This is a genomic window from Agrobacterium cavarae (assembly GCF_004310285.1).
GTDB lineage: Bacteria > Pseudomonadota > Alphaproteobacteria > Rhizobiales > Rhizobiaceae > Agrobacterium > Agrobacterium cavarae.
The window spans coordinates 146,304-158,484 of sequence record NZ_SISF01000028.1; the positions used below are offsets into that span (position 1 = coordinate 146,304).

15 protein-coding genes are annotated in these 12,181 nt (G+C 58.3%); 4 read left to right on the forward strand and 11 right to left on the reverse strand.

Features of this window, described 5'->3' with window-relative positions; genetic code table 11:
• Nucleotides 1-69: 69 nt before the first annotated feature.
• From EYC79_RS09545 to EYC79_RS09560, 4 genes are all read left to right on the forward strand, one after another.
• A complete protein-coding gene (locus tag EYC79_RS09545) occupies nt 70-555 on the forward strand; it encodes a peroxiredoxin (protein WP_062425879.1) in 486 nt (161 codons plus the stop codon).
• Between the two features lie 279 nt (nt 556-834).
• Nucleotides 835-1,578: a metal ABC transporter ATP-binding protein gene (locus EYC79_RS09550; RefSeq protein ID WP_130977811.1), complete on the forward strand. Its 744-nt coding sequence runs from the start codon at nt 835-837 to the stop codon at nt 1,576-1,578.
• Complete coding sequence (locus tag EYC79_RS09555) at nt 1,575-2,447, forward strand: metal ABC transporter permease (protein WP_130977812.1); 873 nt, start codon at nt 1,575-1,577, stop codon at nt 2,445-2,447. The genes EYC79_RS09550 and EYC79_RS09555 overlap by 4 nt, the downstream gene beginning before the upstream one ends.
• Before the next feature lie 16 nt (nt 2,448-2,463).
• Nucleotides 2,464-3,360: a metal ABC transporter substrate-binding protein gene (locus EYC79_RS09560; protein ID WP_111847574.1), complete on the forward strand. Its 897-nt coding sequence runs from the start codon at nt 2,464-2,466 to the stop codon at nt 3,358-3,360.
• An 83-nt stretch (nt 3,361-3,443) separates the two neighbouring features.
• On the opposite strand, the gene EYC79_RS09565 is transcribed toward EYC79_RS09560, so the two are convergent.
• From EYC79_RS09565 to ctaD, 11 genes are all read right to left on the reverse strand, one after another.
• Nucleotides 3,444-3,749, reverse strand: coding sequence for a Dabb family protein (locus EYC79_RS09565; RefSeq protein ID WP_245495243.1), 306 nt, complete (start codon nt 3,747-3,749; stop codon nt 3,444-3,446).
• Nucleotides 3,750-3,805: 56 nt separating this feature from the next.
• On the reverse strand, nt 3,806-4,249 hold the full coding sequence (gene rnhA, locus EYC79_RS09570) for a ribonuclease HI (protein ID WP_062425884.1): 444 nt from the start codon (nt 4,247-4,249) through the stop codon (nt 3,806-3,808).
• A complete protein-coding gene (locus EYC79_RS09575) occupies nt 4,246-5,214 on the reverse strand; it encodes a homoserine kinase (protein ID WP_130977814.1) in 969 nt (322 codons plus the stop codon). The genes rnhA and EYC79_RS09575 overlap by 4 nt, the downstream gene beginning before the upstream one ends.
• A gap of 31 nt (nt 5,215-5,245) precedes the next feature.
• Nucleotides 5,246-6,292 (reverse strand): 4-hydroxy-3-methylbut-2-enyl diphosphate reductase, encoded by a 1,047-nt coding sequence (ispH, locus tag EYC79_RS09580; RefSeq protein ID WP_130977815.1) that lies wholly within the window; start codon nt 6,290-6,292, stop codon nt 5,246-5,248.
• Between the two features lie 94 nt (nt 6,293-6,386).
• Nucleotides 6,387-7,163 carry an SURF1 family protein gene (locus tag EYC79_RS09585; RefSeq protein ID WP_165456999.1) on the reverse strand — a complete coding sequence of 259 codons (777 nt, stop codon included), beginning with the start codon at nt 7,161-7,163 and terminating at the stop codon, nt 6,387-6,389.
• Nucleotides 7,132-7,512, reverse strand: a complete 381-nt coding sequence (locus EYC79_RS09590; protein WP_130977817.1) for a DUF983 domain-containing protein — start codon at nt 7,510-7,512, stop codon at nt 7,132-7,134. Before EYC79_RS09590 ends, EYC79_RS09585 begins: the two co-directional genes overlap by 32 nt.
• A gap of 131 nt (nt 7,513-7,643) precedes the next feature.
• Nucleotides 7,644-8,528 (reverse strand): cytochrome c oxidase subunit 3, encoded by an 885-nt coding sequence (locus EYC79_RS09595; RefSeq protein ID WP_062425889.1) that lies wholly within the window; start codon nt 8,526-8,528, stop codon nt 7,644-7,646.
• A gap of 109 nt (nt 8,529-8,637) precedes the next feature.
• Nucleotides 8,638-9,246, reverse strand: a complete 609-nt coding sequence (locus EYC79_RS09600) for a cytochrome c oxidase assembly protein (protein WP_130977818.1) — start codon at nt 9,244-9,246, stop codon at nt 8,638-8,640.
• A 26-nt stretch (nt 9,247-9,272) separates the two neighbouring features.
• A complete protein-coding gene (locus EYC79_RS23910; protein WP_153311095.1) occupies nt 9,273-9,407 on the reverse strand; it encodes a hypothetical protein in 135 nt (44 codons plus the stop codon).
• On the reverse strand, nt 9,404-10,357 hold the full coding sequence (locus tag EYC79_RS09610) for a heme o synthase (protein ID WP_130977819.1): 954 nt from the start codon (nt 10,355-10,357) through the stop codon (nt 9,404-9,406). The genes EYC79_RS23910 and EYC79_RS09610 overlap by 4 nt, the downstream gene beginning before the upstream one ends.
• A gap of 116 nt (nt 10,358-10,473) precedes the next feature.
• Nucleotides 10,474-12,177: a cytochrome c oxidase subunit I gene (gene ctaD / locus EYC79_RS09615; protein ID WP_062599451.1), complete on the reverse strand. Its 1,704-nt coding sequence runs from the start codon at nt 12,175-12,177 to the stop codon at nt 10,474-10,476.
• Nucleotides 12,178-12,181: the final 4 nt, after the last annotated feature.

The following is a 12,181-nucleotide window of genomic DNA, read 5'->3' on the forward strand; positions in this document are numbered from 1 at the left end:
AGAAAACGGCTTCACAGTTTTCTCGATCATGCTCTATAGTCGCGCCGTCATTGCCACAGGAGCGATATTATGACCATCAAGATCGGCGACAAGCTGCCCTCCGCGACCTTCAAGGAAAAGACCACGGATGGCCCTGTCGAAACCACGACCGACGAGCTTTTCAGCGGCAAGAAGGTTGTCGTCTTTGCCGTTCCAGGCGCATTCACACCAACCTGCTCTTTGAACCACCTGCCCGGCTATCTGGAAAATCGTGACGCCATCCTTGCACGTGGCGTGGACGATATTGCCGTCGTTGCTGTCAACGACTGGCACGTCATGGGCGCATGGGCGCAATCGAGCGGCGGTCAGGGCAAGATCCACTTCCTCGCAGACTGGGACGCGTCCTTCACCAAGGCGCTTGGCCTTGATGCAGACCTTTCCGGCGGCGGTCTCGGCGTGCGCTCCAAGCGCTATTCCATGCTAGTGGATGACGGCGTGGTCAAGTCTCTGAACATCGAAGAAAATCCCGGCCAGGCAACGGTGTCTTCCGCTGCCACGATGATCGAACAGCTCTGATCTTACCGTCATTACGTCATCGAAATTGGCCCGACATCGCGTCGGGCCTTTTGCATTTAAGGGGCATCGTGACGCTCGAAGAAACTGGTGAAGCGCGCCATTCTTCCGCCTCAATTGTTACACCATAACAGTAACGGTATAACATTTTTGTGAGCGCGCCATGCTGCGTTTGTTTTTCCCGTCCCCCCTGCTGCGCCAATCCGCAGCGCACCGAATTCTTCTGGTTTTTCTGCTCCTCCTGCCTCTTTGGGCTGCGATCTATTGGGCCGTGGTTCTGCCATGATCGACACGCCCGTTCTTCAGATCGAAAACCTCACCGTGGCCTACGAGCGCCATCCGGCGGTTCATCATATCTCCGGTGCGTTTCATGCCGGAAGCCTGACGGCCATCGCCGGACCAAACGGTGCAGGCAAATCCACACTGCTTAAATCCATCATTGGCGAGTTGCGGCCGTCGGAGGGGCGGATCATTCACTCCTTGAAGCGCACTGATTTTGGCTACCTTCCGCAAGCCGCCGATATCAACCGGCGCTTTCCAATTTCCGTTCTCGATACCGTATTGCTCGGAGCGTGGAGGGCGGCGGGCGCATTTGGGCGCGTCACGGCTGAGCAACTGAACGCAGGTCGCCACGCATTGTCGGCGGTCGGTCTTGAGGGCTTCGAGAGACGGCCGATTGGCTCGCTGTCGGCTGGACAGTTCCAGCGTGTACTTTTCGCACGGCTTCTGGTGCAGGATGCCAAGGTCATTCTGCTCGATGAGCCTTTCACCGCCATCGATGCCAGAACGACCCGGGATCTGCTCGACATCGTCGCACGCTGGCATGGCGAAGGACGCACCGTGATTGCCGTGCTGCACGATTTCGATCAGGTGCGGGCGCATTTTCCTCAGACGCTGCTGATCGCCCGCGACCTCGTTGGCTGGGGTGCGACTGCCGATGTCATGTCGCCTGCCAATCTCCTGCGTGCTCGCGCCATGGCCGAACGCTGGGACGAAGATAGCGGCGTCTGCGAGCCGGCCGCATGACAGCCTACGATCTCTTCATCGCGCCGTTTCAGGATTACGGCTTCATGCGCCGGGCACTCGTCGCCTGCCTTTGCCTCTCGGTTGGAGCAAGCCCCATCGGAGTCCTGCTTGCCCTGCGACGGATGAGCCTGATGGGGGATGCCCTGAGCCACGCTATTCTGCCAGGTGCGGCAATCGGCTATCTGGTGGCCGGCTCGCTGTCTCTGACCGCGATGGGGCTTGGGGGTCTCGTTGCAGGGCTTTCGGTTGCACTTCTTTCCGGTATCGTCAGCCGCATAACGCCGCTTCAGGAAGATGCGAGCTTTGCAAGTTTCTATCTGGCGTCGCTCGCCCTTGGCGTTCTGATCGTCTCCCTGCACGGCTCAAATGTCGATCTGCTGCATGTGCTCTTCGGCACGATCCTCGCGATCGATGCGCCAGCGCTCTATCAGATCGGTGCGATTACCTCGCTGACGCTGGTGGTGATGGCAATCATCTACCGACCGCTGGTGACCGAGTGCTTCGACCCCGGCTTCTTACGCGCCGTCGGCGGCCGCGGCCCGATCTATCACGTGGCATTCCTGCTCCTCGTCGTCATCAATCTGGTCGCCAGTTTCCAGGCGCTTGGAACACTGATGGCTGTCGGCCTGATGATGCTGCCAGCAGCGATCGCGCAACTTTGGGCACGCAGCCTGCCCGCCATGCTGGCGATTGCCAGCGGCAGTGCCGCTGCCTCCGGCTATCTGGGCCTCGTTGCTTCCTACCATTTCGAGACGGCGTCCGGACCGACCATCATCATCGCGGCCACCTGTCTCTACGGGCTCTCCATTCTGGTTGCGCCAGCGGGCCTTGGTTCCCGCATTTTCACCCGCCCTCATCTGAAGGGCTAATTTTAGGAGAATGCCAATGTCACCACGCCTCTTCCTTCTTTCTACCGCACTTCCCATCGCCATGGCCTTTTCCACCGCCGCTTTGGCGGGAGAGGTGAAAGCCGTCGCCTCCTTCACCGTGCTTGCCGATGTGGTGAAGCAGGTGGGCGGCAAGCATGTGACCGTTACCAGCCTGGTCAAGCCGGATGGCGACCCTCATGAATTCGAACCGTCGCCTGCGAATGCGAAAAGCCTGAATGCCGCAGATGTCGTCTTTGTCAGCGGGCTTGGTCTGGAAGGATGGATGGACCGGCTGATTTCCGCGTCGGGCTACAAGGGAACACCTGTCGATGTGTCCCAGGGCATCAAGACGCGCGAGATGGATGAGGACGGCAAGACGGTGACCGATCCGCATGTCTGGAACAGCCCGGTCAACGTCAAGGTATGGGTAAAGAATATCGAGACGACGCTTGCCGCGGCCGACCCCGCCGACAAGGATGATTTCAAGGCAAATGCTGCCGCCTATCTTCAGAAGCTCGATGAATTGGATCGTTACGCGCACCAGAAGTTCGATCCCATCCCACAGGATCGCCGTAAGATCCTCACAAGCCACGATGCCTTCGGTTATTTCGGCCGTGAGTATAACGTCACGTTTCTCTCGCCGCTCGGCGTTTCGACGGAAACGGAAGCCTCTGCCGGCGACGTGGCAAAGCTGATCGAGCAGATCAAGGCGGAGCACGTCAAAACCTATTTCTTCGAAAACTCGAATGACCCGAGACTGGTCAAGCAGGTGGCCAAGGCAACGGGCGCTGCCCCCGGCGGTGAACTCTATGTCGAGTCCCTCTCCAAGGCGAATGGCCCTGCACCAACATATGAGAAGATGTTCCGCTATAACGTCGACAAGATCGCCGACGCCATCAACAAGTCCAGTTGATTTGAAACTGAATGGCCCTCGTTACCCCAAGCCGGGTGACGAGGGCCATTCATCATCGATGCCGGAAACTCGGCTACGTGTGGTCAGACAGCCATGTCGAAAACGAGGATACCGGCCAGGCCGCCATCGGTCAGGCCAGCCAGGCGTTCGCCAACCTCGACGTGTTCCGGATGCACGAGATAGTCGTCGCGCGCTTCGGTGCTCTCAAAGGTGACGATGAAGCCATCCAGGAACCCACCATTCAAGCCTTCCGACGATACGTTCTGGCCGCACTTGATGTCGGAAATGCCGGGAATGACGTCCTTGAGCGCCACGATTGCCTCATAGATCGCCTGCTTGTCGGACGTGGTGGCTGCGGATTTAAACCGCAGGAATACGCAGTGAAGTATCGTCAAGTGTCTCTCCTCTTCGACTGTGCAGCTCGGTTCGAGACTACACCATCGCTTCATGACCGCCGTTTGAACGGTTCCATGCCTTTTCGCGCCAGTTCGTCGGCGCGCTCGTTTTCCGGATGTCCGGCATGACCCTTGACCCAGTGCAGCGTGACCTTGTGTCGCTCGCGCGCCGTCTCCAGCGCCTGCCAGAGTTCGACGTTTTTGACCGGTTTATTGTCGGCGGTCTTCCAGCCCTTTTTCTTCCAGCCGAAAATCCACTTGGTGATGCCATCCTTGACGTAAGCGCTATCGGTGTAAAGATCGACCTCGCACGGGGCCTTCAGCGCATTGAGCGCCTCGATGGCCGCCATCAGCTCCATGCGATTGTTGGTGGTGTCTGCCTCGCCGCCGTTCAGTTCCTTTTCCACCTCGCCATAGCGAAGTACGGCACCCCAGCCGCCCGGTCCGGGATTGCCCGAACAGGCGCCATCGGTGAAGATATCGACATGCTTCATTCTTCCACCAGACCATATTCGGCCACATGGCCGATGGAGCGGTGAAAGCGCAGCTTGCGCAGATATTCAAGCGGATCCTTTTTGACCACCAGAGCGCCAGCCGGCGTCGTCAACCAGTCATAGAGGCGCGTCAGGAAGAAGCGCAGTGCGGAGCCACGCGCCAGAATCGGCATGGCCTCCAGCTCGGCTTCACTCATCGGGCGTACTGATTGATAGCCTGCAAGCAGCGCCTTGCCCTTGGTGACGTTATAGGAGCCATCCTTCTCGAAGCACCAGGCGTTGAGGCAGATCGAGACGTCATAGGCGAGAAGATCGTTGCAGGCGAAATAGAAGTCGATAAGGCCGGAAAGCTCATCACCCAGGAAGAAGACATTGTCCTGAAAGAGATCGGCATGGATGACGCCGGATGGCAGATCCTTCGGCCAATGGGCGGCGAGGAAAGCGATTTCCGGATCGATCTCGTCCTTCAGACCGCTTTCGACTTCGTCGGCGCGGCCTTCGGACTTCTCCCACAACACCTTCCAGCCCTCGAGCGAAAGAGCGTTCGGCCGCTTGATGTCGAATCCTTCGCCTGCCACGTGCATGGCCGCCAGCGCCTTGCCGACTTCCCAGCAATGCTTAGCCTCAGGCTTTCTAAGCCACATGCCCTCCAAAAACGAAATCAGCGCTGCCGGCCGGCCGGACAACTCGCCCAGTAGCTCACCGTCTTTTCGCGGCAGGGGCAGCGGGCAGGACAGCCCCTTGTCGGCCAAATGCTGCATCAGTCCCAAAAAGAAGGGCAGATCAGACTTCTCCACGCGCTTCTCGTAAAGCGTCAGGATCAGCGGGTCTTTCGTCGTGTGCAGCAGGAAATTGGAGTTTTCGACACCCTCGGCAATGCCCTTATACGAGGTCAATTCGCCGACGTCATATTGGCTAAGAAACTGTCTCAGCTCATCTTCAGTGATGTCCGTGTAAACTGCCAATGGAATTCTCTTACAAGAGGATGAAAAAGGATCAGCCGTTCAGCGCGGCTTTCGCAGGAAGCGCGTCGCTCGCACTGCCGTTGACGAATGCCATGTCTTCGGTGGTGAGTTCAATATTGCGAAGCTCGCGATTCACCAGAAAATGCTCGGTCTCTTCTACCGTTACGGCGAGATCAAGCGTCGTGTCGAAGCGTTCCTTAAAGGCCTGGATGATCTCATCGACGATGACTTCCGGCGCGGATGCACCTGCCGATAGGCCCACGGTGCGCACGTCGCCGATTTCGCTCCAGTCGATTTCTGCAGCACGCTGCACCAGCACGGAGCGCTGAGCGCCGGCACGCAAGGCCACTTCCACGAGACGCTTCGAATTGGACGAGTTCGGGGCGCCGACGACGATGAAGAGGTCACAGCCGGGGGCTGCCTGCTTCACGGCATCCTGGCGGTTGGTGGTCGCATAGCAGATGCTGTCGGCCGCTGGCGCCTGCATGGCCGGGAACCGTTCCTGCAGCTTGGCGATGACGCCTGCCGTATCATCGACGGAGAGCGTCGTCTGCGTCACGAATCCGAGGTTTTCAGCATCGAGCGGCTGATAAAGCGCTGCATCTTCCACCGTTTCGATCAGCGATACGGTGCCCTCGGGCAATTGCCCCATGGTGCCGATGACTTCCGGATGGCCGGCGTGGCCGATGAGGATGACATGGCGACCAAGTCGCTGGTGGCGCATGGCCTGCTTGTGGACTTTGGAGACAAGCGGACATGTGGCATCGAGATAGAAAAGGTTGCGCGCCTGAGCGTCTTCCGGCACGGATTTCGGCACGCCATGGGCGGAGAACACCACAGGCTGCTGGCGATGTTCGGCAGGGATTTCGTTGAGTTCCTCGACGAAGATCGCGCCCTTGGCTTCCAGCCCCTCAACCACATAACGGTTATGGACGATCTCGTGGCGCACATAGACCGGAGCGCCATAGGCTTTCAGCGCCAGGACCACGATCTGGATCGCACGGTCGACACCGGCGCAGAAACCGCGCGGGCCACAGAGCCTGATGGTGAGAGGCGGCTTGGACACGACCATGTTCATTCCTGCTCCTTTCGCCTCCCGCATTTCATAGACACCGCAAGCGTTGCCCGATGATTGTCGCCCGCCAGCAGCAAGCCGTGCAAGCGAGGCTGCCCTACTCCTTCGGGCCTTTCATGCTCCGCACATAGGCAAAACCGGCCACGAAGACAAGGGCGGCTGCGAGACCGTACCATGTAATCGCATATTGCAGGTGATTATTGGGCAGGTCGATCAGCGTCACGCCGCCCTTGGGCCAACCGCCCGGATTGGGTGCGTCATTGGCATCAATGAAAAAAGGCACGAGCTTTTCAGCAGCAACGCCGGCACTCTTCGCCATGGCGTGAATATCTTTCCAGTAGAAGATATTCTTGGCAAGGTCGTTGTCGGGCAGCATCATGGATGGCTTGGCCGCAAGCTGCGCGCGCGCCAGCCCCTCGATCGTGACGCGACCAGCGATCTGCCCCTGCTCACGCTTGGCTGGATCCTTCATGTCGTAAGGTACGAAGCCACGATTGATGAAGATCGCCCGACCACCATCCAGCGTCAGCGGCGTATAGACATAATAACCCGTCTGCCCCTGATGCGTGGCGAAGAAGTGCCGCTCCTTGGCGTGATCGAAAACGCCAGAAAGCCGAACGGTGCGATATTCGATGTTACCACCCGACGAGGCGATCGCCTGGATTTCGCTCAGTTCAACAGGAGCGGAATGGACCCGGAGGTCAATTTCACTCAGCAGGGCTTCCTTCCAGTAGAGGCGCTTCACCTGCCATGTACCGAGAGACAGGAGAATAATCAGCAACAGAAGCACCAGCGGACCGGCAAACCATAAGCGCCGGTGAGATGGCTTGAGACCGGCGGGGTCACCCATGGTCGATTTTACCTTCACTGGCATTGTTGCGATATTGCAGTGCCACCATGATACCCTTGAACTTGCGCAGCAGAAGCAGTGAAACGATCACCGTCAAGGGAAGCCAGATCAAGGCATGAAGCCAGACGGGCGGCGCGAAAACGGAATCGAACCAGAGTGCAAGGCCGATGATCAGAAAACCGACGATCAGCATGACGAAGACGGCCGGACCGTCGCCAGCGTCTGCAAAAGCGTAATCCAGCCCGCAGGCGCTGCAACTTGGTTTCAGCTTGATAAATCCATCGAACAGTCTTCCGCGCCCACAGCGGGGGCAGCAGCCTTGCAGTCCGACCTTGATAGGATCGACGGGAGGGAACTCTCCAGTATCGTGCATCCTAGCTCCTCCATCCCTGGATACAAGAAGCGCGGCAACCTGCCGCGCTCATTTCGCCGCTAGATGAAGCGACACTTGCCCTTCGCCATCACGCGTAGGGCGGCACAATGCACCGCCCCTTACAAGCCTCGTCAGTGGCCAGTCTCCGCCAGTGGCGCGCCCCAGCCGCCCCAGATGTAGATGGCGAAGAAGAGGAAAAGCCAGACAACGTCAACGAAGTGCCAGTACCAGGCCGCTGCTTCGAAGCCGAAGTGATGCTTCGGCGTGAACCCGCCGGCGATGGCACGGAACAGGCAGACCAGCAGGAAGATCGTTCCAACGAAGACGTGGAAGCCGTGGAAGCCCGTGGACATGAAGAATGTCGCGCCGTAGATCGAATTCTTGAAATCGAACGGAGCGTGGACATATTCGTAAAACTGTACGGCAGAGAAAAGCACGCCAAGCGCAACGGTCAGAGCCAGGCCGGTAATCATGCCCTTGCGGTCATTGTGCAGCAGAGCATGGTGCGCCCAGGTAACACAAGTTCCCGACAACAGCAGGATGATGGTGTTGTAGAGCGGCAGATGCCACGGATCGATCACCTCGATGCCCTTCGGCGGCCACTGACCGCCCGTATAGGCAAGACGCGCTGCCTGGATGGCTTCATGCGGATAGAGGCTTGCATCGAAGTACGCCCAGAACCATGCCACGAAGAACATGACTTCCGAGGCGATAAACATGATCATGCCGTAGCGCAGATGCAGCGAGACGACCGGCGTATGGTGTCCCTCATCGCCTTCCTTGATCGTATCCGCCCACCACGCATACATGGTGTAAAGAACGATCACGAGGCCGATATAGAACATCCAGGGATTGGCAAGTTCGAAGCCGAACAGCTTGAAGGAACTGCCATTCAGGTAGCGCATGTAACAGATGCCGCCAAAGGTCAGCACGAAAGCGCCGATCGATGCCAGAAGCGGCCATGGGCTCGGGCTTATGATATGGTAGTCGTGGTTCTTCTGATGCGTATCGGCCATGTGATCAATCCCCGAAGGCTCTTCCCAATTTCGCGAACCCGTCTCGCTGACCTGATATCAGGCGACCGGTTCATTCCCTGGCGCGGTCTTGCAACCACGCCTCCCTCTCTCAAAGTCTCGTTTCGTCACGTTCCGTCTTTGCAGGCAAGGACGCAACCGGTTTTTCCGTTTTCGATGGGTAAAATGTATAGGACAAGGTCAGTGTATGAATGTTCTTCGTTTCCCGAGCCTTGACGATTTCCGGATCGATGAAGAAAACCACCGGCATTTCCAGCGTCTCACCCGGCTGAAGCGTCGTTTCGGTGAAGCAGAAACACTGCACCTTGTTGAAATAGGCGCCGGCTTCCATCGGCGTCACGTTGAAGACGGCTGTCCCCGTCGTTGCCACGGGAGAACGGTTGGTTGCCTTGAAGGTCACCTGGATCGTCTCGCCAATCCGAGGCTCGACCATCTTGTTCACCGATCGGAAGTCCCAGTTCAGACCGTTGGAGGTATTGGAATCGAACGTCACCTTCATCGTCTTGTCGAGGATGACATCGGAATATTGCTCGACGCGCTGGGTGGTGCCGTTATAGCCGGTAACCTGGCAGAACAGCCGATAGAGAGGCACAGAGGCATAGGCCATGCCGACCATGCCGCAGACGAAGACGAGACACAGCACAAGGATCGAGCCGTTGCTCGTCTTTCTGCTTCCCATCGTCTTTTGAGCTGTTGTCATTTCCCCCCTCCCGAGCGTCGTCCGGTCTAGTGACCACCGATCTTGATGATGGTGATGATGTAGAAGAGCACAACCAGGGCCGCGAGCGTGAGGCCTAACGCGATATTTCTCCCGCGCCTCGACCTCTTCTGCGCTTCGTTGAGCTTTACGGTCTCGATCATGCCGCACCCCCAAACATCGTGACAAAGGACGGCACGAGATGATCGGCCAGAAGCGCGGAGAAAATCGCAAACAGGTAGAATACCGAGTAAGCGAACATCTTCTTTGCCGGCATCATCTTCTCATCGCCATCCGGCATGCGCCGAACGGTGATGGAACAGTAGACGAAGATGACGCTCAGTACGGCAGCAAAAATTCCATAGCCCAATCCGGCGAGACCCGAGAAGTAGGGCGCCACGGCAACGGCCATGGTCAGGACGGAATAGGCAATCATCTGGTTCTTGGTCGAGCGTTCACCAGCGACATTCGGCATCATCGGGATGCCGACGGAGCCGTAGTCGCGCATCTTGAACAGCGCCAAGGCCCAGAAATGCGCGGGCGTCCACAGGAAGATGATCAGAAACAGGATGGTACTGTCGAGGGACACGTTACCCGTGACGCAAGCCCAGCCGAGCATGGGCGGGAAAGCGCCAGCAGCACCACCGATCACGATGTTCTGCGGCGTCGAGCGCTTGAGCCACATCGTATAGACGACGGCATAGAAGAAGATGGTGAAGGCCAGAAGACCGGCAGCAAACCAGTTGACCGCGAGACCCAGAATAGCAACCGAGAAGACCGAGAGCGTCAGTCCGAAGGCAAGTGCCTCACCCGGGGCAATCCGACCGGATGGAATGGGGCGCTTGGCCGTGCGGGACATGACCGCATCGATATCGGCATCGTACCACATATTCAACGCGCCAGACGCGCCTGCGCCGACCGCGATGCAGAGGATCGCAATCAAGCCGAGGATCGGATTGATTTGACCAGGGGCGAGAATAAGTCCGGCAAAGGCCGTGAAAACCACGAGCGACATGACCCGAGGTTTCAAGAGCTCGAAGTAATCGCGCGCGCCGGCTTCCGAAAGCGAGGCGGAGTCGATTGTCAGCGTGTCGCGATTGTCAATAACGGTCATTATTTCCTGCTTTCCCGAAAGGCGCCCCATTGCAATGCGGCGCCATTTCTCATTTCGCCCGGCGTAAAACTGACATCTATCATGTTACGCCGGACAAAACGCTCGGACAAAATGCCTCAGCGGATGCGCGGAAGCTGCTCCCACTGGTGGTAAGGCGGAGGAGACGACAGCTGCCATTCCAGCGTGGTGGCACCTGGACCCCAGGGATTGTCGCCAGCGATACGCTTCTTGGCGAAGGCTTCCCAGACGCCGAAGAGGAAGATCAGGACGGCAACCGCCGAGATGTAGGAGCCGTAGGACGAGACCAGGTTCCAGCCCGCATAGGCATCCGGATAGTCGATATAGCGACGCGGCATGCCGGCCAGACCCAAGAAGTGCTGCGGGAAGAAGATCAGGTTGACGCCGACGAACATGACCCAGAAGTGCAGATTGCCGATTTTCTGGTTGTACATGTAGCCCGTGATCTTCGGGAACCAGTAGTACCAGCCAGCGAAGATCGCGAAGACGGCACCGAGCGACAACACGTAGTGGAAGTGCGCCACGACGTAGTAGGTGTCATGCAGCGAACGGTCGAGACCGGCATTGGCGAGCTGAACGCCGGTAACACCACCCACCGTGAAGAGGAAGATGAAGCCGATTGCCCAAATCATCGGTGTCGTAAAGGTCAGCGAGCCGCCCCACATCGTTGCGATCCAGGAGAAGATCTTGATGCCGGTCGGCACCGCGATCACCATGGTTGCAAAGACGAAGTAGCGCTGCGCTTCAAGCGATAGGCCGACGGTATACATATGGTGTGCCCACACGATGAAGCCGACGGCACCGATTGCGACCATGGCGTAGGCCATGCCGAGGTAACCGAAGATCGGCTTCAGCGAGAAGGTCGATACGATGTGGCTGATGATGCCGAAGCCGGGCAGGATCAGAATGTACACTTCCGGGTGGCCGAAGAACCAGAACAGGTGCTGGTAGAGGATCGGATCACCGCCGCCGTCAGGAGAGAAGAAGGTGGTGCCGAAATTGCGGTCCGTCAGAAGCATGGTGATGCCACCTGCCAGAACCGGGAGCGACAGAAGCAGAAGGAAGGCGGTAACGAGCACGGACCAGGCAAACAGCGGCATCTTGTGCAGCGTCATGCCGGGCGCGCGCATGTTGAGGATCGTGGTGATGAAGTTGATCGCACCGAGGATCGAGGATGCACCGGCAACGTGGAGCGCGAAGATCGCAAGATCGACCGCCGGCCCCGGCATACCGCTCGTTGATAGCGGTGGATACATGGTCCAGCCGCCACCCACACCATAGGCACCTGCCGGACCTTCGACGAAGAGCGAAAGAAGGAGCAGAATGAAGGCGGGCACGAGCAGCCAGAAAGAGATGTTGTTCAAGCGCGGGAAAGCCATGTCCGGCGCGCCGATCATGATCGGCACCATCCAGTTGGCAAAACCACCGATCATGGCGGGCATGACCATGAAGAAGATCATGATGAGCGCATGCGCGGTGGTGAACACATTGTACATGTGCTTGCCGCCGTCGATGGCTGCGTCACCTTCGAAGCCATAGACCATGGTTGCCAGGCCGTGGAAAATCTGGATGCCCGGTTCCTGCAGCTCCATGCGCATGACGACCGAAAGGCCGCCGCCGATGATGCCAGCGATGATTGCGAAGATCAGATAGAGCGTGCCGATATCTTTGTGGTTGGTCGAGAAGAACCAGCGCTGCGCAAAGCTCGGCGTATGATCGTGATGCGCGTGATCGTCGCCATGCGCGCCATGGGCGGCACGATCATGAGAGTGATGGTCGTCGTGTGCGGAATGTCCAGCCATTGTC

Bases quoted from the DNA above. Each gene is read 5' to 3' on its own strand.
- EYC79_RS09560 (WP_111847574.1), top strand. From the start codon at position 2,464: ATGTCACCACGCCTCTTCCTTCTTTCTACCGCACTTCCCATCGCCATG.
- EYC79_RS09550 (WP_130977811.1), top strand. From the start codon at position 835: ATGATCGACACGCCCGTTCTTCAGATCGAAAACCTCACCGTGGCCTAC.
- EYC79_RS23910 (WP_153311095.1), bottom strand. From the start codon at position 9,407: ATGATCGAGACCGTAAAGCTCAACGAAGCGCAGAAGAGGTCGAGGCGC.
- ispH (WP_130977815.1), bottom strand. From the start codon at position 6,292: ATGAACATGGTCGTGTCCAAGCCGCCTCTCACCATCAGGCTCTGTGGC.
- EYC79_RS09600 (WP_130977818.1), bottom strand. From the start codon at position 9,246: ATGACAACAGCTCAAAAGACGATGGGAAGCAGAAAGACGAGCAACGGC.
- EYC79_RS09595 (WP_062425889.1), bottom strand. From the start codon at position 8,528: ATGGCCGATACGCATCAGAAGAACCACGACTACCATATCATAAGCCCG.
- EYC79_RS09610 (WP_130977819.1), bottom strand. From the start codon at position 10,357: ATGACCGTTATTGACAATCGCGACACGCTGACAATCGACTCCGCCTCG.
- EYC79_RS09545 (WP_062425879.1), top strand. From the start codon at position 70: ATGACCATCAAGATCGGCGACAAGCTGCCCTCCGCGACCTTCAAGGAA.
- EYC79_RS09555 (WP_130977812.1), top strand. From the start codon at position 1,575: ATGACAGCCTACGATCTCTTCATCGCGCCGTTTCAGGATTACGGCTTC.
- EYC79_RS09590 (WP_130977817.1), bottom strand. From the start codon at position 7,512: ATGCACGATACTGGAGAGTTCCCTCCCGTCGATCCTATCAAGGTCGGA.
- EYC79_RS09585 (WP_165456999.1), bottom strand. From the start codon at position 7,163: ATGCCAGTGAAGGTAAAATCGACCATGGGTGACCCCGCCGGTCTCAAG.
- rnhA (WP_062425884.1), bottom strand. From the start codon at position 4,249: ATGAAGCATGTCGATATCTTCACCGATGGCGCCTGTTCGGGCAATCCC.
- ctaD (WP_062599451.1), bottom strand. From the start codon at position 12,177: ATGGCTGGACATTCCGCACACGACGACCATCACTCTCATGATCGTGCC.